Origin of the sequence: Bartonella tribocorum CIP 105476, from assembly GCF_000196435.1 — a bacterium.
In the GTDB taxonomy this organism is placed as follows: domain Bacteria; phylum Pseudomonadota; class Alphaproteobacteria; order Rhizobiales; family Rhizobiaceae; genus Bartonella; species Bartonella tribocorum.
On record NC_010161.1, the window covers coordinates 317,577 to 340,307 of the forward strand.

The 22,731-nt window shown below is 37.9% G+C and carries 19 protein-coding genes and 1 other RNA gene; 13 read left to right on the forward strand and 7 right to left on the reverse strand.

The window, feature by feature from the left end; translation table 11 throughout:
* Positions 1-3: 3 nt before the first annotated feature.
* The 6 genes from BTR_RS01260 to BTR_RS01280 all read right to left on the reverse strand — a co-directional run bounded on the left by BTR_RS01260 (position 4) and on the right by BTR_RS01280 (position 5,661).
* Positions 4-327: a YbaB/EbfC family nucleoid-associated protein gene (locus BTR_RS01260; protein WP_012230664.1), complete on the reverse strand. Its 324-nt coding sequence runs from the start codon at positions 325-327 to the stop codon at positions 4-6.
* Positions 328-341: 14 nt separating this feature from the next.
* Positions 342-2,282, reverse strand: a complete 1,941-nt coding sequence (locus BTR_RS01265) for a DNA polymerase III subunit gamma/tau (RefSeq protein ID WP_012230666.1) — start codon at positions 2,280-2,282, stop codon at positions 342-344.
* A gap of 228 nt (positions 2,283-2,510) precedes the next feature.
* Positions 2,511-2,608, reverse strand: an RNA gene (ffs, locus tag BTR_RS12045) — signal recognition particle sRNA small type.
* A 510-nt stretch (positions 2,609-3,118) separates the two neighbouring features.
* Entirely contained in the window at positions 3,119-3,523 is a 405-nt protein-coding gene (locus BTR_RS01270; RefSeq protein ID WP_012230668.1) for a hypothetical protein, read from the reverse strand.
* 546 nt (positions 3,524-4,069) lie between these two features.
* Complete coding sequence (locus BTR_RS01275; RefSeq protein ID WP_012230670.1) at positions 4,070-4,933, reverse strand: prephenate dehydratase; 864 nt, start codon at positions 4,931-4,933, stop codon at positions 4,070-4,072.
* Entirely contained in the window at positions 4,930-5,661 is a 732-nt protein-coding gene (locus tag BTR_RS01280) for a 3-deoxy-manno-octulosonate cytidylyltransferase (protein WP_012230672.1), read from the reverse strand. Before BTR_RS01280 ends, BTR_RS01275 begins: the two co-directional genes overlap by 4 nt.
* Positions 5,662-5,765: 104 nt before the next feature.
* Here BTR_RS01280 and BTR_RS01285 point away from each other — a divergent pair, with 104 nt between their 5' ends.
* A complete protein-coding gene (locus BTR_RS01285) occupies positions 5,766-6,329 on the forward strand; it encodes a c-type cytochrome (protein ID WP_012230679.1) in 564 nt (187 codons plus the stop codon).
* 893 nt (positions 6,330-7,222) lie between these two features.
* Here the strand turns inward: BTR_RS01285 and BTR_RS01295 are convergent.
* Positions 7,223-8,017, reverse strand: a complete 795-nt coding sequence (locus BTR_RS01295; RefSeq protein WP_012230681.1) for a molybdopterin-synthase adenylyltransferase MoeB — start codon at positions 8,015-8,017, stop codon at positions 7,223-7,225.
* A gap of 87 nt (positions 8,018-8,104) precedes the next feature.
* Here BTR_RS01295 and gshB point away from each other — a divergent pair, with 87 nt between their 5' ends.
* From gshB to BTR_RS01355, 12 genes are all read left to right on the forward strand, one after another.
* On the forward strand, positions 8,105-9,043 hold the full coding sequence (gene gshB / locus BTR_RS01300; RefSeq protein ID WP_012230683.1) for a glutathione synthase: 939 nt from the start codon (positions 8,105-8,107) through the stop codon (positions 9,041-9,043).
* A 139-nt stretch (positions 9,044-9,182) separates the two neighbouring features.
* Positions 9,183-10,229, forward strand: a complete 1,047-nt coding sequence (locus BTR_RS01305) for a PstS family phosphate ABC transporter substrate-binding protein (RefSeq protein ID WP_012230685.1) — start codon at positions 9,183-9,185, stop codon at positions 10,227-10,229.
* A 76-nt stretch (positions 10,230-10,305) separates the two neighbouring features.
* Positions 10,306-11,766 (forward strand): phosphate ABC transporter permease subunit PstC, encoded by a 1,461-nt coding sequence (gene pstC / locus BTR_RS01310; RefSeq protein ID WP_012230688.1) that lies wholly within the window; start codon positions 10,306-10,308, stop codon positions 11,764-11,766.
* Positions 11,763-13,052: a phosphate ABC transporter permease PstA gene (gene pstA, locus BTR_RS01315; protein ID WP_012230690.1), complete on the forward strand. Its 1,290-nt coding sequence runs from the start codon at positions 11,763-11,765 to the stop codon at positions 13,050-13,052. The genes pstC and pstA overlap by 4 nt, the downstream gene beginning before the upstream one ends.
* Positions 13,053-13,103: 51 nt before the next feature.
* Entirely contained in the window at positions 13,104-13,862 is a 759-nt protein-coding gene (pstB, locus tag BTR_RS01320) for a phosphate ABC transporter ATP-binding protein PstB (protein WP_012230692.1), read from the forward strand.
* 21 nt (positions 13,863-13,883) lie between these two features.
* Positions 13,884-14,606, forward strand: a complete 723-nt coding sequence (gene phoU, locus BTR_RS01325) for a phosphate signaling complex protein PhoU (protein ID WP_012230694.1) — start codon at positions 13,884-13,886, stop codon at positions 14,604-14,606.
* A gap of 602 nt (positions 14,607-15,208) precedes the next feature.
* The gene (locus BTR_RS01330; protein ID WP_012230696.1) at positions 15,209-16,045 is read left to right on the forward strand and encodes a cell wall hydrolase; all 837 of its coding nucleotides are present in this window, start codon (positions 15,209-15,211) and stop codon (positions 16,043-16,045) included.
* Between the two features lie 177 nt (positions 16,046-16,222).
* Positions 16,223-17,470, forward strand: coding sequence for an aminopeptidase (locus tag BTR_RS01335; protein WP_012230698.1), 1,248 nt, complete (start codon positions 16,223-16,225; stop codon positions 17,468-17,470).
* 279 nt (positions 17,471-17,749) lie between these two features.
* Positions 17,750-18,625 (forward strand): bifunctional DNA-formamidopyrimidine glycosylase/DNA-(apurinic or apyrimidinic site) lyase, encoded by an 876-nt coding sequence (gene mutM / locus BTR_RS01340; RefSeq protein ID WP_012230700.1) that lies wholly within the window; start codon positions 17,750-17,752, stop codon positions 18,623-18,625.
* Positions 18,626-18,710: 85 nt separating this feature from the next.
* Positions 18,711-20,105: a M20/M25/M40 family metallo-hydrolase gene (locus BTR_RS01345; RefSeq protein WP_012230701.1), complete on the forward strand. Its 1,395-nt coding sequence runs from the start codon at positions 18,711-18,713 to the stop codon at positions 20,103-20,105.
* Entirely contained in the window at positions 20,098-20,718 is a 621-nt protein-coding gene (locus BTR_RS01350; protein ID WP_012230702.1) for a ribonuclease D, read from the forward strand. Before BTR_RS01345 ends, BTR_RS01350 begins: the two co-directional genes overlap by 8 nt.
* A 1,433-nt stretch (positions 20,719-22,151) precedes the next feature.
* Positions 22,152-22,469 carry a hypothetical protein gene (locus BTR_RS01355; RefSeq protein WP_038473220.1) on the forward strand — a complete coding sequence of 106 codons (318 nt, stop codon included), beginning with the start codon at positions 22,152-22,154 and terminating at the stop codon, positions 22,467-22,469.
* The last annotated feature ends 262 nt before the right edge of the window (positions 22,470-22,731 follow it).

Consider the following 22,731-nt stretch of genomic DNA (forward strand, 5'->3'; position numbering starts at 1 on the left):
TCATTAAAATGGTAGCTTGAAGCCTGATGGGAGTGGCAGCCCCGCCGTCATGCTTTTGGTTTTTTCTTCTAGTGCGTTGTCAATTTTTGCCCTTGCTTCATTATAAGCTGCCATAATGAGATCCTCAAGAATTTCAGCTTCCTCAGGTTTGAGTAATGAAGGATCAATTTGAATGGCCGTTATAATATTTTTGCCATTTAAAGTGATACTGACGAGATCACCCCCTGCAGTGCCGGTAGCTTGTAGATTAGCCATTTCCTCCTGAATTTTCTGCATTCTCTCTTGCATTTCTTTGGCTTTTTTCATCATGCTCATCATTTCACGCATAGGAATAGGTATCCTTATTCATCATTGCTATCATTTTCATTTTTAAAGAGATCAGTATTTTTAAAGGTATCGGGGGGTAAATCAAGATCATTTTCTTCTCTATTGAGTCGAATATCGACAATTTTTGCTTCTGGGAAATGGTTGAGGATTTTCGCGATATCAGGATCTGTCTCTGCGTGGGAAAAAAGAGTCTTTTGAATCGCTACACTTTCTTCCTGTAAAGTTGGACCGCCTCCTTCATTGACAAAAGTTACCACATAGCGTTTTCTAGCCCATTGAGAGATTTTTTTTTCGATATCATGAGCAAGAAATTGTGGAGTATTTTCAGAAAGTCTTAAAGTAATGCGTCCAGTTTCAAAAGAAACGGGATGAACAAATTCTTTAACAAGGAGTTTGAAAGGCACGTCACTATGCTGTTCGGCTAATTTAACAATATCATGCAAAGAATTAATCACGAGAGTTTTAGGTTCAGTAATCTCTTCGACTGGTTGTGTGACAGAATGCGATAAATTTGCAATATTTTTAGAAAAATCAGTAGATTGAGAAGTTTCAAGAATTTCTATTACTTCTTGAGCTTTGGCATTATCATGAGTTTTATTTTTAACGAAATTTTCTGGTTTTAAGGAGTGGTCTAATGGGGGTTGCAAGGATGTTTTTAGGTCTGATTGATTTGGTAATGTATTTGAAACGCTTGAGGAAGCATGGACATCAATTGTTGTTTCTTGCGTTATATTATTTACACTTATCGCTTCTTGATGAGAAGAGTTTGTAACGAGTGTGAGAGGTGTTTTTTCTTGCGTAAGTTTTTTTAAAGCTTCATCAAGAGTGGGGAGATCAGCTGTGTGTGCAAGACGAATTAAAAGCATTTCAGTTGCTTGCAGTGGACGTGCGGTTTGATTAACTTCTTGTAAGCCTTTGAGTAACATTTGCCAGTTGCGGGATAAAACAGGAACAGAAAGTTTTTTTGAAAAGTCTAAACTTCTTAAACGTTGTTCTTCAGTCAGTGAGAAATCTTCCACTATTTCTGGTGTGAATCGTAAACGTGTGACCAGATGATTAAAATCGGCGAGTTCTGTTAATATCGTAAGAGGATCAGCGCCTGCATCATATTGACTGCGTAATTCATGTAATGCATGGATAACATCGCCCTTCATGACGAATTCAAAGAGATCAATAATACGTGCTTGATCCGCTAATCCTAACATTGTACGTACTTCGGCAGCACTGACATTGCCATTGCTATGAGCAATCGCTTGATCAAAAATGGATAATGCATCACGTGCAGAGCCTTCTGCAGCACGAGCAATCATGGAGAGTGCTTGATCTTCTACTTCCACTTTTTCATATTTCGCAATTTGGTGCAAATGTGCACTCAAAGCTTTTGCTTCGATTCGTCGCAAATCAAAACGTTGGCAACGCGAAAGAATTGTAATGGGAACTTTGCGAATTTCTGTTGTGGCAAAAATAAATTTTACATGGGATGGTGGTTCTTCAAGAGTTTTCAGCAAACCATTAAAGGCTTGCGTTGAGAGCATATGGACTTCATCGATAATATAAACCTTATAGCGCGCAGAAACAGGACGATAGCGTATTTGTTCAATAATTTCACGAATATCATCAATGCCCGTATGAGAAGCGGCATCCATTTCTATAACATCAATATGGCGTCCTTCGATAATTTGTGTGCAATGTTCACCAAGAGTGTCCAATACGGTTGTTGGTTGGTCAATATCTTTTGTTTTATAATTGAGTGCGCGTGCCAAAATACGCGCCGTTGTCGTTTTCCCTACACCACGAATCCCTGTTAACATCCACGCTTGTGCAATACGACCTTTTTCAAAGGCATTGGTGAGAGTACGCACCATAGCTTCCTGACCAATGAGATCAGAAAAGTTTTGTGGTCGATATTTACGAGCAAGAACACGATAGGCTGTTTCTACCGGTATATTTTCCATGAATGTTTCCAACTTCGAAGTTTTTTATGCGTACATTTTGATCATACACAACGCACAGGTCAATACTGTATGTACTCTCATATAAAAGGATTTTTTTCTCAATCAACGTATTTTTTATGGGATATTTGCTTAAAAATAACCAAATCCCTTTATGTGCTGCATAAAAATACTGCTCTGAAGATTAAATACCTCGCTAAAACATAGCAAAAAAATAATCTCTTCAGCGAAATAGGAGGCTGGCACGATGACCCGTACCAGAACTCGTTGGGGCTGCTTCTTTCCAGACCTGACCCGGTTGGCGAGTAGTTCGTCCACCACCAACCTCCCAAGTTCATATTGTCGATTTGGAATGAAAAATCAAGCTCAGAAACAAAAAATATAACACGAACAACCAAGAATTTTTTCTTTGAACTTAATTCTTGTATTATGGACAACAAAAAGTAATGGGGATTTAAATTTTCAGAAATAACTTCTACACTGATTTGTTATGCACAAAGTTTTTTATTTCTCTGTTTATATAAGATATAGCGCGTAGCAATTTTGAGAGGCTTCAATTGCACAGACAGATACGAGATTCTCATACAAATAAGTCATTCTGATAGTGAAAATATAATAAACAATTTCATGATTCGCAAAAATTGTTCAATATTTATTCTTTTTAAAAGTTGTTTTTCTTGACAGTTTAATTTTATGATACAAATTTCTATTACATAAGCACAAAGCTCAATCTTTCAAAAATTAAGCGTTAATAATTTACAACGGCCAATTTCGAAAAAATCTTATTTCAGTCTTTTTATAGATCTACGCAAAGCTATAAGATATTGCTGAAAATATTATTAAAAATCTCCTGCATCACAATCTACACCAGTAACTTTTTCCTTAGTAATATTTTTAAAAGTATAATATCCTGATGGAGGAAAACCTATATTAAGGGATTTTACATCTTTGAGCATAAAGATCTTATGTTCTCTATCATGTGTTATTTTCTTTTCATCATCTGCAACAATGTGTAGTCTGTTTACGTCAGAAGGAGATGAGTACGATAAAGTAAAGGATACTTTTGGGGGGTTAAATGCTTCGCACCCATATTCAACACCTTGCTTTATTGTATCAGGTGCACCAATTGTAACAGTTTCATTTGGTGCAAAATTCCATTCTCTCTCACCAAATCCGGCAAACGCAACACTAGAGTAGGCGAAAATATTTGCAGTTAATAATGCTTGCGTGAAGATTGTTTTCATTATCTTCTCCTTTTTCATAAAATAGAATGAATCATAAATCAGTTTTTAGAAAGAGGAAGGTCCAACCGTAATGCAAAAAATATAGTTAAACGGCATCTTACAGTTTTATAAAAATACATTGAAAATTATCTGAACTCAAGAGATTTGAATGATCTGTTATCTCGAATATATTCTGATGATAAGTTAAATATTGTTTTTAGTGCTAATTGAGACGTTCGTTATTTCTGTTGGAATAAACGGCTATAGGATATGATATCTTTTCTATAAAGGAAAATGGAGGATCCAAGTGCTTTCATTTTCAGTTTTTTTCTTTACATAGATCTTTGTACACGTTGAATTGCTATTTATCATAATGTAATTTGTCAAAAAACATTATCAAAGCAATTTATATATTCCATTATCAGATGTTATTTCTCTTTTTCTACTTTAGCATTTATGATAAAGCGTGTTTAGTATAAGAAAATGGGTTTCTCCAAGATACATGGCATCATAGGATTTTTAGAATATTCTTCGATATCAGCAAAAAATGCTGGTGGTTTTTTTGCTTTATATATATAATGTCCGATCATTTTGTGCTGGATAAGTACCGATAATACGCAATTCAGCAGAGAAGAAAGACAACTCTTCTAAGGCGAGTTTCATCATGGGATCTTCAGGATGTCCTTCAATATCAACAAAGAATTGTGTTGCATTAAAATTTCCACCGATTTGATAGCTTTCTAATTTTGTCATATTGATACCATTTGTTGCAAATCCTCCCATAGCCTTGTAGAGAGCAGCGGGAACATTGCGCACTCGAAAAAGAAGACTGGTAATAATTTTTTCGCCATTTGTAGGTTTGGGGACATGTCGTTTGGATCGTGAAAGGATGACAAAACGGGTAATATTATGAGAGTTATCTTCAACATCTCTTTCAAGAATATCAAGCCCGTAGAGTTCTGCTGCGATCAGAGGTGCTAAGGCTGCTTGTGAACGTTGAGCACTTTTTTTAATAAATTTTGCAGCTCCAGCGGTGTCGGCAGAAACAACAGGTTCCCAACCATTGTTTCGTATAATTTTTCGGCATTGTGCAAGGGCATGCGTATGACTGTGGACGGTTTTAATTTCATCATGGGTAACGCCGGGCAAAACCATTAATTGAAAATGGATAGGCAAAAAATATTCATCAATAATATAAAGCGATGATTGTGGTAAAAGATGATGAATATCTGCAACACGTCCAGCAAGAGTATTTTCAATCGGGATCATAGCAAGATCAGCTTTCCCATTTTCCACCAAATTAAGGGCGTCTTCAAAAGTAGCACAGGGTGCAGCATCCATACTGGGGAACATATTAGAGCAAGCAATATGAGAATTAGCTCCATATTCTCCTTGGAAAGAGATTTTATTAGTTTTTTTGAGTGTTTTCATGCTAAAATCTTACGTACTCTCTCGAGATCACGTTGTGTGTCTACACCTAAAGGAATTGTATCGACTATTTCCACATCGATACGCATATTATGCTCTAATGCACGTAATTGTTCAAGTTTTTCACGTATCTCGAGTGTAGAGGGTTTGAATGATACAAATTTTTCAAGTGCTTCGCGCCGATAGGCGTATATTCCAATATGATGATAAAGAGGACCATCTCCATAGGGAGATGTGGTGCGCGTGAAATAAAGAGCACGAAGGCGATTTTGAGAAAGCGGTGTCCCAATGATTTTGACAACATTGGGATCTCTTTTTTCACTTTCTTCTATGATTTGAGAACCCAAGGTTGCGATATCAGTAAAGCTATTTTCTAAAGGACGTAATGCATGAATGATTTCACGAGGCATTATCGTTGGGAGGTCACCTTGTATATTTAAAATAGCATTGTAGCGTTGTTCAGGATCAATACGCATTAAAGCTTCATAAATACGATCAGATCCAGATTTATGATCACCTCGTGTTATGATATATTCGTGCCCATACTCTGCGACAGCTTTGGCGATATCATTGTGATCTGTTGCAACGATTGTACGCCCTATTGCTGCTTTTTTGGCTTGTTCTGCGACATGAACAATCATCGGCTTTCCACTGATTTCAGCAAGAGCTTTTTGAGGAAGGCGGGTTGATCCCATACGGGCAGGAATAAGAATAATCGGTTCAAGAGCCATTGCAAGATTCCAAACGTCGTTTGTGCTGTATTTATGATGTTGTGTGTTATAAAGAAAAAACTTATACTAAAAATGGTAATGAAACCGTGAACATTTGAGTTTTTATGAATCGCTGGAAAGCTATCTATTTTATTGGCGCATGTTTATGTGTGCTGGTTATTGTTGTGGGAATTTCCACACTCAGCGATATAGTTTACGATCATTCTCCATCAGTCCAATATTATCACACAGTTACCAAGAATGATACATTTAAAGAAAAACAGAAAGAATCCGATATTCCTGTATCACTAAATAGCCGCCTTCAACAAGGCGATTTTGAAAATGGGCGTAAAATTTTTCGTCAATGTGCCATATGCCATACTTCTGGACGCAATCAAGCAGGGCGCGTTGGTCCAGTTCTTTGGGAAATTGTTGACCGCCCTTTGGCATCTGCCGCAGGTTTTGCATATTCACGTGCATTGCGTGCGCATTCTGATCAAAAATGGGATTTTGTAACGTTAGATCGTTATCTGCGTTCTCCACGTGAAGCATTTCCTGGGACCATTATGTCTTTCCGTGGAATTAAAAATGACCAAGATCGTGCCGATCTTTTGCTTTATTTACGCAGTCTATCGGATCATCCCGTTCCTTTACCAATCGATAATAACAAAGTGAACGGGCCAAAATAACGTACATTCTAGATGTTTAGTTTAGAAAAAAATCCAATTTTTTGTAGCTTTGGTTTCAAGGTTTTATCGAAAGGGCTTTTATGAATGTTTTGATAGGGGCAATGCCCACATGTAAAACAGAATACACTTAACGTTGCATATTTTCCCGCTTTTAAAGAGATTTTTTAAAAAATGCACACTTTACGTTATCATCTACGGATTTGTTTTCAAGACCTGTTTGCTTCACCTTTTCTACATATGCTTGTCTATGAAATTATCGCTGAAGGATTATCTCTTTATGAGCGACAGTTTTCTGCTTTTGAATGTAATAATTGTGTAATTAAAGCTCTACATGAGGTTTATCTTAATTCTTCTATATACATCAATCTCCATGTGTTTTTCTTATGGACAGAGATAATTGATTATTCTTATACGTGCAATAATCCTAAGCGGCATTTTATGAAGCGTGATGAATAGATGTTTTTTCTTGGGGGTAGAGGTATAGATACAGATCATTGATCTTTTATCGTATCGATAACTAAAATATGAGTTAGATTATTTATTGATGGTATGGTTTAAAGGAAGCACTTTCGTGGGGAACAATTTTATGCGTGAAAAGCAAACTGGTTAAATAGAGTTCTGCGGCTTATATTTTCACCCACCTCGAAAATTCTTTATACAAGAACACTGATGGCAGCGCCTTTTGCACGAGTATCTAATCGTTTATAAAAGATGGCATAAAATTATGCTAATAATCCATTATAGAGGAGAATTTTTTCCATAAAAAGTCTTCAATTTTTGTGATAAGTTTAATTGTTCTCATTGTTTCCAGCATTTCGATGATTTGCGGTAAAACGTCAGTGTTTCAGTTTCAACACATATCGCCAGAATCTTGAAAATGAGTAGGGATAAAATCATGATTCTCCAAGCTTATTAATCGCTATGGTATTTTCTTTGGAATTTGATCGTTTATAGGTAATAATATTAAATTGCGCTAATAATCCATTATAGAGAAGAATCCTTCCTACCAATGGATCTCCGATGTTTGTGATCATTTTAATCGTTTCCATTGCTTGTAAGGTTCCAATAACGCCAGGTAAAGCACCGATGATTCCAGCTTCAGCACATGTTGGAATAGTATCGGGAGCAGGAGGGGTGGGGAATAAATCGCGATAGTGAGGGTTATTGTCTTTATACGGCATAAGAACGGTTAATGAGCCATTAAAACGTTCTACAGCACCACTTATTAAAGGCTTTTTGCATTGGGCAGCGTGATCCGCAAGAAGATAGCGTGTGGTAAAATTATCACTTCCATCAACAATGATATGGTAGGCATTGATCAGTTTATCTACATTACTTTTATCTAAGCGTAGGGTGTGTTTTTCAATCATAACATGGGGATTTATTGCTTTTATAGTGGTTTCAGCACTGTCTGTTTTGCTTTGGTTGATTGCATTTGTCTTATGAATAACTTGACGTTGTAAATTGGAAAGTGAAACAGTGTCATTATCGACAATTCCAAGGGTTCCAACGCCTGCGGCAGCCAAATAAGTTAAGACAGGCGCTCCAAGACCACCAGCACCCACGACAAGAACTCGCGCTTTTTTGAGCTTTTGTTGTCCCGCACCACCAATCTCAGGCAAAATAATGTGGCGTGCATAGCGTTCGATTTCTTCGTTATTGAATTTTGTATCTGTTTCTTGTGTCATGAATTTTCTCTTGTCATTGTTCTTTTATTGTTTACTAAGTTTATGGTGCATAGACCAGTCTGCTTTTACGATAGGGAGAATTTATTTATGAAAATTGCCATTCAAATGGATCATATTTCAACAATTCGGATTCAAGGAGATACGACATTTGCACTCGCTTTAGCTGCGCAAGAACGTGGACACTCTCTTTTTCATTATACACCAGATCGTTTATCTTTGTGCGATGGTTGTGTGATTGCACGATTGGAACCCTTGACTGTCCATGATGAAGTGGGAAATCACTATCAGTTAGGAAAGCCTGTTCGCACGGAATTAACAGATATGGATGTGGTTCTTTTGCGCCAAGATCCCCCTTTTGATCTCAATTATATCACCACGACTCATTTATTAGAGCGTATTCATCCTCAAACACTTGTTGTGAATAATCCGACATGGGTACGAAACAGTCCAGAAAAAATTTTTGTGACAGAATTTTCTGATTTGATGCCTGAAACGTTAATTACCAAAGATATTGAAGAAATAACAGCTTTTAGAGAAAGATTTGGCGATATTATTGTGAAACCACTTTATGGGAATGGGGGCTCTGGTGTTTTTTATTTAAAACAAGATGATCGCAATTTAGCATCGTTGCTAGAAATGTTTGCAGATGTTTATCGCGAACCTTTTATTGTTCAGCGTTATTTAGAGGCAGTACGAAAAGGAGATAAACGGATTATTTTGCTTGATGGTACGCCTGTTGGCGCCATTAATCGCATTCCGACAAGAACAGATGTGCGTTCTAACATGCACGTTGGAGGTCGCGCGGAAAATGTTGCGTTAACAAAACGTGATTATGAAATTTGTGAACGCATTGGTCCAGCCTTAAAGGAACGTGGTCTTCTTTTTGTGGGGATTGATGTCATTGGAGATTATATAACAGAAATCAATGTAACGTCCCCTACGGGAATTCGTGAAATTAAACGCTTCTGCGGTACAGATATTGCACATCTATTTTGGGATGTTGTTGAGTTCAAACGTTCAAATTAATTTACACAAGGCTCAACCATGGTATTGTTAAAAAATGGTCCATGTTGTTTTTTATATTTGTTATGTTGCAAATGTGAACTAAAATGACCGTATGATATAAATTAAGAGGCTTTATCCTCAATTTTTAGGGAGTTTATAGATGAGCAGAGTCTTATCAATTGGAGTGGGATTGGTTTTTGCGTTACTGCTGTCCGTAAATGTAGGTAACGCGCGCGATCAAATACAGGTTACTGGCTCATCTACAGTTTTACCTTATCAAAAGATTGTCGCTGAGACATTTGGAGAAATTTATCCCCATTTTAAGGTTCCTGTTATCGAATCAGGTGGAACAGGAGCGGGGATTAAGGAATTTTGTCGTGGTATTGGGGAGAATACCGTTGATATTGTTAATGCTTCACGAGCAATGAAATCGAGTGAATTACAGTCTTGTTTTGATGCTGGTGTGAAAGATGTTGAGGAAATACGCATTGGGTATGATGGCATTGTTTTTGCAACAGATATTAAGGGGCCTGATTGGAGATTGCAGCCGATAGATGTTTATAAAGCCCTTGCTGCTCGAGTTATCGTAGATGGAAAGTTGCAGTCCAATCATGTTTCGAAATGGAATGCGGTTAATAGTGCTCTTCCTGATTGGACGATAGCAGCGTATATTCCTGGAGAAAAGCATGGAACGCGGGAAGTTTTTGAAGAAAAATTACTTGCTGTGGGCTGTAAAGAAAGTGGGGCAGTTAAGGTAATGAAGTCTTTGGGAATGAATGATAAGGAGATACACGCTGCTTGTATTGCTGTCCGTAAGGATGGAAAAGCGGTTGATATTGATGGTGATTATTCTGAAACATTTGCGCGTCTAACTGCGAATAAAACAGGGGTTGGTATTTTTGGTTTGTCTTTTTATCAAAATAATGCTGATAGGCTAAAGGTTGCAGATATTAACGGTTTTGCGCCAACAGTTGAGACAATTTCGAGTGGACAATATCCGGTTTCTCGTCCACTTTTTTTCTACATTAAGAAAGCACATTTAGATATTGTTCCAGGTTTGCGAGAATATGTTGATTTTTTCCTGTCAGATCAAATGATTGGTCCAGAGGGGCCTTTGGCTGAATATGGTTTGATTGTTGCTCCTGAAAAAGAGCGCCAAGCACAGCGTTCTGATTTTTCTTCTGGCCAGGTAATGATGTTGAAATAATTTTCTGGGAATAATTTATTTTATTGCTGGAGTAGGCGTTTTCGGTGCTATTTTTTTATAAAAACTGAAAGATAACATGCGCGTTCCCTTCATTGTTTTTTTGTTATTGCTTCTTGGATTTTGTGGCTTTTGTATTTCTTATGTGCGAGCACGCAGTCTTGAATACAAACAACATAAAATGCATTCTCGTGCGTATCATTATGGCTGGTGGACATTTTTGATTACTGTTATTCCAGCTTTTATTTTTTCAATTTTGTGGGATGCAGGGAGTACAATTTATTTAGAATATAATGCCTCTCGAGAGCTTTGGGCGTATAGTGCGCATATAACAGAACCTTTCAATCATGATCTCCTTTGGGAGACACTTCGAAGTCTCGCCAAAATGATTCACTACTTTGAAGGGGATCTTTCTACCGCCTCCTATAAGGAAGTGCAGGCACAATTACTTGTGAAAGGATTGATTTTACCTCATGAAGTATCGAATGATGTGTTCAAAATAGCACGGTCATGGGTATTTTCTTCTAAAAAGCTTCAGTTTATTGGTTATGGTTTCCTTTTTGCTATTGCCTCTTTCGGTTTTATCTATGGAATAATACAAATTGCACCTCATCAACGTGCGCGCAATAAGGTTGAAACTTTAATTATTATTGGATTGGCTTGTGCGTCTATCGTTGCCGTCTTGACGACAATAGCCATTGCACTTTCTCTGTTCTTTCAGACAATAAGTTTTTTTCAGTCTGTATCCTTTTCAAATTTCTTTTTGGGAACGGTTTGGGATCCGCGTTTTTCCGCGAGTGGTTCAAGCGCTGAAGTGGGACAATTTGGTTTAATACCGCTTCTTGCTGGTACGCTGTATATTGCATTTGTCGCCATGCTTTTTGCTGTACCTATAGGCTTATTTTCAGCTCTTTATATGGCCGAATATGCTTCTGCGCGATTGCGAGCAATTGTAAAACCATTATTGGAAGTTCTTGCTGGCATCCCAACCATTGTTTATGGTTTTTTTGCTTTGAAGGTTGTCGGACCATTTTTACGTGATCTGTCTGTTTCTCTCTCAGATGGGGGTGGTTTTATTATGGCACAAAGTGTTTTGACTGCTGGCGTTGTGATGGGAATCATGTTGATTCCTTTTGTTTCCTCTTTATCGGATGATGTTATTACCGCTGTTCCACGCATTTTACGTGAAGGTTCTTATGGTTTAGGCGCAACGCAATCTGAAACAATTAAAAAAGTTGTTATACCAGCGGCACTTCCAGGGATTATGGGGGCCATTTTGTTGACGGCATCGCGTGCAATTGGGGAAACAATGATTGTCGTTTTGGCAGCAGGGGTTGCAGCAAACTTAACACTCAATCCTTTTGAGGCAATGACTACCATGACGGTTAAGATTGTTAATCAATTGACCGGTGATTTTGAGTTTAATTCTCCACAAACTTTGGTGGCTTTTGCCTTGGGGATGACACTCTTTGTGATGACACTCTTAATGAATATTCTCGCTCTTTATATTGTGCGTAAATATCGGGAACAATATGAATGAATGAAGATTTTTTTCCTCGTCGCAATATTAGCCTCAAGCGTCGGTATAGGGCTGAACGTCGTTTTCGTGCCTATGGTTTGATTGCTATTTTTATTGGTTTGTTTTTTTTATTTGCGCTTTTATGGTCTATCATTAGTCAAGGCTATACAGCTTTTTTTCAAAGTGAAATGACATTATCGATTTATTTGGATGAAAAGATCATTGATCCAAGTGGACAACGTCAAACAAAACCACAAGTCCTCATAACAGCGAATTATCCACTTCTCGTACGCAATGCTTTAGCAAAAAAACTTGATGTCAATCAAAATGATCGAGCCTCTCTGCGGGACATTAACCGTATGTTTTCAAATGGAGTTCGTGTTCAACTGCGTGAAATGGTGACAAAAAATCCAAAACTGATTGGCACAACGCAAAAAATCAAAGTTTTGGCAGCCGCAGATATTGATTCTGCTTATAAGGGACAGATTGATCTGCATGTAGCAGAAAAAAACCGTAAAGTTTCTAATCGACAAGTAGAATGGATAAAGCGTTTAGCCCATGATGGTACGCTTTATAAGACATTTAATATTGGTTTTTTTACATTTGGTGCTTCAAGTCGTCCTGAAATTGCGGGATTAGGTGTTGCGATAATCGGTTCCCTTTATATGATAGGTATCGTTTTATTGGTTTCACTGCCGATAGGCATAGCAACGGCTCTTTATTTGGAAGAATATGCACGCAAAAATAAATTTACAGATTTTATTGAGGTTAATATCAATAACCTTGCAGCTGTTCCTTCGATTGTGTTTGGTCTTTTAGGACTCTCTGTTTTTGTTAATTTTTTAGGATTACCACGTTCAGCCTCTTTTGTTGGTGGTCTTGTTTTAGCGCTCATGACTCTTCCCACGATTATTATTGCAACACGTTCTGCTTTGCGTGCTGTTCCTCTCTCTATTCGTGCAGCAGCTTTAGGGCTTGGAGCATCAAAAACACAAATGATTTTTCATCATGTTGTTCCTTTAGCAGCGCCCGGTATTTTGACTGGTACGATTATTGGAGTAGCTCAGGCTTTGGGTGAAACAGCCCCTTTGCTTTTGATTGGAATGGTTGCTTTTGTTGTTAATATTCCTACAACTCCTATGGATCCTGCAACAGCTTTGCCTGTTCAAATTTTTATGTGGGCGGGTGAAGCAGAGCGCGCTTTTGTTGAAAAGACATCGGGGGCTATTATTGTATTAATGATGTTTCTTGCAATCATGAATATTTCTGCAGTTTTTTTACGTCGACGTTTCGAACGCCGCCAGTAATTTTAATAATATAACAACTTCGATAAGATTTTTGTAAGGTGAGTTTTTGTCATGAAGATTAAAATGCGTGGTCAGGATGTGAAGGTTTCTTATGGAGATAAAGAAGCACTCCATGGTATTACCCTTGATATTCCTGAACATCAAGTCACTGCTTTGATTGGTCCGTCAGGATGTGGGAAGTCGACTTTTTTGCGTTGTTTCAACCGTATGAATGATACGATTGAAGGGGCTAAAATAACGGGTCTTATTACCTTAGATGGGGAAAATATTTATGACACACGGATTGATGTTGTAGAATTACGTGCTCGTGTTGGAATGGTTTTTCAAAAGCCTAGTCCTTTTCCAAAATCTATATTTGAAAATGTTGCTTATGGTCCGCGCATTCATGGTTTGGTGAAAACGCGTTCTGAATTGCATGATGTGGTTGAAAAGAGTTTAAGGCAGGCTGGTTTGTTTGAAGAAGTAAAAGACCGTCTTCATGATCTTGGAACAAGTTTATCAGGAGGACAACAACAGCGTTTGTGTATTGCGCGTGCTATTGCGGTTAGTCCCGAAGTTATTTTGATGGACGAGCCTTGTTCAGCTCTAGACCCTATTGCGACGGCTCGGATTGAAGAGCTTATCGATGCGTTACGGCAAAATTATACAATTGTTATCGTAACACATTCCATGCAACAGGCGGCACGTGTTTCTCAATATACGGCCATGTTTCATTTAGGGCATTTGGTCGAAGTTGGTGCAACTGAAATGATCTTCACTTCACCAAAAGAACAACGGACGCAAGATTATATTACGGGGCGTTTTGGATAGGTGAATTGAGGAGTGTAAAATATGTCTATGAACCATACTGTTCGTTCTTATGATGCAGAACTAAAATATCTAAAAGCAAGGATTACAGAAATGGGGCGCCATGCGGAAAGAATGATTGAACGTTCTGTTGCATCGGTTGTATGTAGTGATCTTCAACTTGCCACGGCGGTGATTGCCGATGATGTTTTTTTAGATGAAGCAGAACGTGATATTGATGAAAAAGCAGTTGCTATTATTTGCAAGCGCCAACCGATGGCTGTAGATTTGCGTGAAATTATTGGCGCCATTCGTATTTCTTCTGATCTTGAGCGGATTGGGGATATGGCTAAAAACATTGCTAAGAGGACCGTTGCTCTTTCAGAAATACGTCAATCTGCGTCCTTTTATCACGGGCTTGAAACAATTACAGCCTTAGCGCTTAATCAATTAAAAGAAGTCTTAGATGCTTATACAAGTCGCCGATTAGAGCGTGTTGATGCTGTGCGTGAGCGGGATGAGAAGATTGATGCTTTGTATACTTCTCTTTTTCGTGAACTTTTGACATATATGATGGAAGATATGCGCAATATTACGGTTTGTACGCACTTACTGTTTTGTTTAAAGAATATTGAACGAATTGGTGATCATGTTACCAATATTGCTGAAATGTTGCATTATATCATAACGGGTTATCATATGTCTTCTGATCGTCCTCGCGATGATCTTACGTATAAAGTTGGCGTAGGTGAGAATAAAATAGATTAAATTTTTTTTAAATGTCTAAAATAAGCTTGTCGATACATTGAACATTTTCTCACAATACAAAACTCTAAAAAGAACATAAAAAGAATATAATAACCATATTATGAAAAAACACAAAGAAGCCATAAAGAATTTTTTCAAGCTATACATGGCAGATTGTTAACTCTTGATTTGACATATTTGTATATTGGATGATACCATCATTTGTATTATGGCTGGAGGGGAGTTTTTTCTGATCATTTTTTTAAAATTTTATATTAAAGGGGATATCTGTTTTATTTTTTCAATATTGATGCAAAGAGTTTTGGTATCAAAATCTTTTTCGCCCAATCTTTTTCATCTGTAGAATAAGGGGATAGTATTATTGTATTGCGATTAAAATGTGTGGGTTTTTATAAGTCTATATTGTCCCATGAGGAGAGACAATATTGATCTATAAATTAAGAGTTTTTTATTTTTTATTTCGCATAGATAGTTTTTGATTACCATTTGTATTAAAATTTTACTGAGTGGTAACAATTAGCTGTGTACTTTATTGAGAGATACATTTAAGGCTCATTTCAAAATTTGAATAGCTCAGAGATTATAGGAATGTGTTGCATAAGATGAAAAAAAATCGTTGGAATGTTTTTGTTACCTGTTGCGTAGCGCCTTTGGTTTTTGTGGGGTGTGCTGCAAATCATTTAGATGCTGAAAAAGTAAATAATAAGAAAACAAAAACAGTTACGTATCCATTAACAGAGCGCCAATGCCTTATGCGTGCGATGTATTTTGAGTCAAATCGCTCAAGTCGTGAAGGAATGATTGCCGTTGGGACGGTTGTTATGAATCGTGTTAATTCAACCGCCTATCCCAAGACGATTTGTGGTGTTGTTGGTCAATATAAGCAATTTGCGCCGGGGGTTTTAACGCGTCCTATGACGGAGAAAGCATCTGTTGCTCGTGTAAGAGAGGCTGCTGATGCTGTTTTACGGGGTGAACGAGATAAGAAAGTTAAACACGCTAAGTTTTTTCATACCGCTGGTTTGTCTTTTCCTTATAAAAACATGCACTATGTTCATGTTGCAGGGGGCAATGCTTTTTATGAAAAGCGATCACGTGATGGGTCACTTCAAGTTCCTACGGATAATCGCCCTTATGATGTTGCGTATGCCTTTGCCCAGGAACGTTCTGGTCATGCGCCAAGCTTTATCGATGAAGGCTTAGAAAGTAAGGAAGTCAAAGCAGAGAAAAGTGCATCACCTTCAACAGAAGTAGCTCAGTTCAAGACAGTACAACCTACATCTTTTGCTATGGTACAGCTTGATAAAGTTCCCATTCCAACCTATGCGCCTCAACATCTAGCGAGGAAAGAGGAAAATAAAACAATTATGGCGTTGCCTTCATCAGATCAGTTAAATGCAATTGTTGCAATGTTAGAAAAGCGACACAGAAACTGGTAAGTTTTTGCACGACCAAAAAAGAGTTTTACACCCCATTGCGATTGATGAATTCAGTGAATTCTTTAAATGTGCTATGCATAAATAGACGTAGAGAAAGTACATTGAAAGGATCTGGAAAAACAATTTGGAATAGGACGGCGTTAAGGAACACATTTTATTTAAAGAAGGGTATAGGTAATGTACTTTGATATTCATGAGGCAATTTCACCTGAAATGCTTAATCGTCTTGCAGAAGTTACGGTAAAAGTGGGATTAAATTTACAAGAGAGGCAGAATCTTGTTTTGACTGCTCCAGTTTCAGCTCTCCCTTTTGTTCGACGTATTGCGTATCATGCTTATAAGGTTGGCGCTGGTGTCATTACACCCATTTTTAGTGATGATATGTTATCGCTTACACGTTTTGAAAATGCCCATACGGATAGTTTTGATTGTGCCCCTTCTTGGCTCTATGAAGGAATGGCGAAGGCTTTTGAAAATGGGGCTGCACGTTTAGCGATTGTTGGTGATAATCCTTTGCTCCTTTCCAATCAAGATTTTGATAAGATTGCGCGATTAAACAAGGCGACTTCCTTAGCTTACCAACCTGCTCTCAAAAAAATATCAAATTTTGCTATGAATTGGTCGATTGTTGCTTATCCAACAGCAGGGTGGGCTGAGGCGATGTTTCCTTCTTTACCGCTTAATGAGGCGATTAAAAAATTAGCGGATGCAATTTTTTCTGCTTCACGCGTTACAGGAGAAGATCCGGTGCAGGCGTGGACTGTCCATAATGCAAATTTAAAAAAACGATCATCTTGGCTTAATCAACAGCGTTTTTCTGCCTTGCACTTCACAGGACCAGGGACTGATTTAACAGTTGGTTTGGCAGATGATCATGAATGGCATGGTGGTGCATCCGTTGCTCAAAATGGTGTCGTTTGCAATCCTAATATTCCGACAGAAGAAGTTTTCACGACTCCTCATGCTCATAAGGTTGAAGGTTTCGTTCGCTCAACAAAGCCTCTTTCCTATCAAGGAACACTGATTGATAATATTGAAGTACGTTTTGAAGCTGGGCGTATTGTTGAGGCCCGTGCATCAACAGGCGAGGCAGTTTTTCAGCAGGTTTTGCAAAGTGATGAGGGTGCAAGCCGATTGGGCGAAGTTGCTCTTGTGCCTCATTCTTCACCAATTTCTAAGAGTGATCTTCTTTTTTATAATACCTTGTTTGATGAAAATGCAGCCTGCCATATTGCTTTAGGGCAGTGTTATTCCAAATGCTTTTTAGATGGAGCCTCCTTGACATCAGAAGAGATTGCAGCACGTGGTGGTAATAAAAGCGTTATTCATATTGATTGGATGATTGGTTCTGGTGAAATTGACATAGATGGTATTACGCAGGCAGGTGTAAGAGTTCCTGTATTTCGTAAGGGTGAATGGGCTTAAATCTGTTATGCCGTAAAAAACGTCATTGGAGGTGGGGCAAGTCTCCTTGACAGGGGAAGTGTTTTTAGAGTACGCGAATGAATGTTCAAGATAGAGCTTGGTCGTAGAGCCTTTCGTTAAGTGAATCACATGCGTATGAAGCCTAGAGAAGTCCACTTGACAGGAATCGCGGTTGTTTACAGACCAGATGGGATTAAAATTTTTGTTCTTTGAGGGTGGAGAAGGGGTCAATTTATCGGTGATACGACTGGATAAGTGCATAATTATCAAAGAGGAGTGATGCCTGAGCTTCCTGAAGTAGAGACGGTTCGTCGTGGACTTGAGTCTGTTGTCACTGATGCAAAGATAGTATCTGTCCAACTTAATCGTAGAGATTTGCGTTTTCCTTTTCCTGAGGCTTTTTCTGAACGGCTTATTGGAAGAAAAATTCTGGAACTTGGTCGGCGTGCGAAATATTTATTATTTCATCTGTCTCAAGATGAAACGATTTTAAGCCATTTAGGAATGTCTGGTTCATGGCGTATAGAGAATGATCTTTTAAGAACAGCTTTTTCAATGACCAGTAAATTGGTTAAGCATGATCATTTTATCATGGATATTCAGACAAGGAATGGTGATGTTTATCATCTTATTTATAATGATGTACGCCGCTTTGGGTTTATGCTTTTAGTTGATACGGACAAGCTTTATAAACATCCGCTTTTAAATAAGCTAGGGCTTGAACCTATGAGTCATGGGTTTTCTGGTCGTTATTTACAAAAGGCTTTTGTTAATAAAAAAGTATCTCTTAAGGGTGTTTTGCTTGATCAGTCTATTGTTGCAGGGCTTGGGAATATTTATGTTTGTGAGGCGCTTTGGCGAAGTCGCTTATCTCCACAGCGTGGTGCATTTACATTGGCATCAAAAACGGTCTATGCACGTGAACTTGCAAATTCTTTAGCACAGAATATACGCAATGTGATTTCTGAAGCTATTTTGTCTGGCGGGTCTTCTTTACGTGATTATATGCATGTGGATGGCTCTCTTGGTTATTTTCAACATGCTTTTTCGGTTTACGGACGAGAAGGCAAGGAATGCTTGCAATGTGGAACGCCTATTATACGTATTTTACAGTCGGGACGTTCAAGTTTTTACTGTTCACAGTGCCAAAAATGAATAAGATCTCTTGCAAAATCCTACAAGAGGCTTAAAGTCAAGTTCTTACAATTATACAAATCCATGAGGCTTGAGAGGTTTTTTTATGCTGAATAAAGTACTAACACATCTTGATGAGAATATAGAAAAGAGCCTTGAACGCCTTTTTTCTCTTTTACGTTTTCAATCGATTTCTACAGACTCGGCTTATAAGGATGCATGTCGTCAAGCAGCTGATTGGTTAGTAGAGGATTTAAAAAGCATTGGTTTTGAGGCTTCACGCCGTGATACACCGGGTCATCCAATGGTTGTTGGGCATCATCCAGGTCCTTCAGATGATTGTTTACATGTATTGTTTTACGGACATTATGATGTTCAACCTGTTGATCCATTGAGTTTATGGGAGGATGATCCATTTACACCTTCTTTAAAAGAGAGAGATGGAGAGAAAGTTATTTGTGCTCGCGGTGCTTCAGATGACAAAGGTCAACTTATGACATTTATTGAGGCATGTCGTGCATATAAGAAAGAAACAGGACAGCTTCCTGTTAAAGTGACTATTTTATGTGAAGGTGAGGAAGAATGTGCTTCTCCTTCTCTTATTCCTTTTTTAAAAGCAAATAAAGATGAACTTAAGGCTGATTACGCATTGGTTTGTGATACGTCGATGTGGGATGCTGATACACCATCTATTGCTCTTTCTCTTCGGGGAATTATGGCGGAAGAGATTTTTATCACAGCAGCAAATCGTGATTTGCATTCTGGTTATTTTGGGGGAGTAGCAGCTAATCCCATTCGTATTTTAGCTAAAGTTTTGGCAGGACTTCATGACGAAAATAATAGGGTAACACTTCCTGGTTTTTATGATGGCGTAGAAGAAACACCTCCACATATTTTACAATCATGGAATGCGCTTAATTGTACGGCTGAAAGTTTTCTTGGTCCTATCGGTCTTTCCGTTCCAGCTGGTGAAAAAGGGCGGAGCATTTTAGAGCTTGTGTGGGCACGTCCTACCATGGAAATTAATGGTATTAGTGGGGGCTATGAAGGGGAAGGGATGAAAACGGTTATTGCGTCTCAAGCGAGTGCAAAAGTATCATGTCGTCTAGTCCATAAGCAAGATCCAGAGAAAATACGCCAAGCGTTGCGTGATTATGTACGTAGCTCAATTCCTGCTGATTGTACGGTTGAATTTAAAAATCATGGTTCTTCTCCAGCACTTCAGCTTTCTGATGATTCATCCTTTACCAAGGCGGCGAAGGATGCTCTATCACAAGAGTGGGAAGTTCCTACTGTATTGACAGCCATGGGGGGCTCGATTCCAATTGTAGCAGATTTTAAGTCAATTCTTGGTATGGAAACTCTTTTGGTTGGTTTTGGATTGGCTGATGACCGTATTCATTCGCCTAATGAAAAGTATAATTTAAAATCGTTTCATAAGGGACAGCGGTCTTGGGCGCGTATTCTTACTGCTTTAGCAAATAGGAGGGTGAATGGCTGAGATTCGCGTTCATCAAGGTGATTTGCCAAACTTAGACAATTATAAAACTGATGCCATTGCGATTGATACTGAGACTTTAGGATTACAACCACATCGTGATCGTTTGTGTGTTGTTCAGATTTCTCCTGGAGATGGAACTGCTGATATTATACAGATTGCTAAAGGACAAAAGAATGCCCCTAATTTGGTCAAGCTTCTTGAAGATAACGCAGTCACCAAAATATTCCATTTTGGGCGTTTTGATCTTGCTATTTTAGCGCATACATTTGGTGTTATGCCAGAAGCTGTTTTTTGTACAAAGATTGCTTCAAAGCTCACGCGTACCTACACGGATCGTCATGGCTTGAAAGAAATTTGTAATGAATTGCTGAATGTGAATATTTCTAAACAGCAACAATCTTCGGATTGGGCGGCAGAAACCTTATCACAGGCACAAATTGAATATGCTGCGTCGGACGTGTTATATTTGCATCGTTTAAAGGCTATATTTGAAGAACGTTTAAGACGCGAAGAGCGAGAAAGTGTTGCCAAGGCATGCTTTCAATTTTTGCCTATGAGAGCTAAGCTAGATCTTTTAGGATGGTCGGAAGTTGATATTTTTGCGCATAGCTAACTTTAAAAATTGGCTTTTAATGGAGCAAATTATTGATGCAAGAGGACAAAAGGCGGATAATGTTGGCATTTTGTCCTCTCATCTTTTCAGAAGAATTATACAGAAGTGTTCTTTGATTTGAATTTTAGGCAGTAAAAATCTATTTACGAATTCATATTTTTTATGTTTGTAGCAGCCTTTATTTGAAAAAAGCTATTTTGAGGAGAGGCTAGAAACATAAGGTGAGAGGGCTTAAATCTCTGAAATTGGTATACAGACTAATTGGGGGAGAATATGAAGACAGCAATATAAAAAACAATTCCCATCCTTACCATCATTTTTAATTCTTCTTTATCATTTTCAGAAGTATCTAAAAGCGATATCCGTTAAGTAATGCAGATGACGTATTGCTTTACGCTTTTATTTTTCACATTCTTTAGCGGAGCTACGCTTCTCATGCAAAATAAAACACCCTAAACGGGATATATTTGGATTGCTCATTCATATGCTTTTTTAAGAAATCTTTCTTAAGGTACCCGAGCCCATTATACGGCGGCGCTTATGAATGGTATAGCAATAAAGCCCCTCAATATGATATAAAACCTATTAAGCACGCCCATTTTTACGCTTATGGAAGAGTAACAAGCCGCTAACATCACACATTTTGCCAACACCCAATTTTGTAACAGTCCTTCTCACTGGAGACGTTTCATAAAAGGCATTTTTAGTCCTTTATTGCACCGTTTCACTCCACATAGGTTTCTCCACTTGTAATGTACAAACAAATGGTGTTGGTTGATTCAACATGAGGGAGATTTGGAATAAGAGAATTTTATGGCATTCGGGGTTCTAATTTAATATGAATAACGCTATATTATCATTATAAATCAAAATGTTGGAGGCTTAATATATAAAGATTGACCACGATTACACTGGACAATACAAAGAATGACACCTAGAAAGTGACCTAGAAATAAGCTAGCAGGAGCATGCTTGTGACGAAGTCAAAATGTGATAATAACTTTAGTATTTAAATGGGTTTATTAAGAAAAAAACGCCTTTTCCCCCGAGTTTTATCCATATATCAACTTCATTTATGATAAGTAAGCGAATAATTTTGCTTAAGTGTATCATGAACAAATTTGAAGATAATCTTATGATACGGAGAGCACGCATTAAATAGGAAAAACTATATAAATCAATATATTAATATGAGATTTGTGTAGTTTGTCGTCCCCATACGATACTTCGTGCTTTTATTCATTGCTAAACAAGCGATTTCTGTGTTGGTAGAGCAGGATAATTTGTATTTATTTTTAAATTAAAATGCCCAAAAGCTTTGTTTGTTTTTGAGGATTCTCACTTTTTATCTATAAACATGCTATTTTTTCTGGAAATTTGCAATGAAGACACTAGGTAAAATCCATTATGGATATTTACACGAGGTTAAATTTATGAACATAAAATATTTTATTACGGCTTTTGCTACTTTTTCTTCAATCTCTTTTGCTCAGGGAGCTTCTTTTTTGTCTTCTCAAAAGTTCATAGAGGGCATATTTGCGGTTGTTCCTCCCAGAGATCTTTTTTCTAGTGAGCAGTTGAGCAAGATCTTATCTGAAGTTGTCCAAATGGAACTTTCTTGCACAAATAACAGCCAATGCATGACAGCAGTTAATTTAGTACCTGTATCACATTCTGGCAAAAAGCCTAAAAAAGGACCAGGAAAGAGAAAACGACCAGGCTTATTTGGACGAAGTCCAATGAGTTTTTAAAAAGTAAGAAAACAACATCAAGAGTTCTGACGTATGATCGGGAATTGAAGAAGGGGATATTTTTATCACTTGAAAACAGGGGGGGAGCTATTTGTTTGCGAAGGGTATTATGATTATGCGCCGGGTCGTGAAGGGTACTGTTCGGAAAAGATAAGGGAAGGGAGATTTCGATAAAAGAATATACTGTATAATGGCGGTTGCTCGTTATAAACTCTTATATAACGTGTAGATTTTGGATTACTGTATTATATTATGTCTGTGG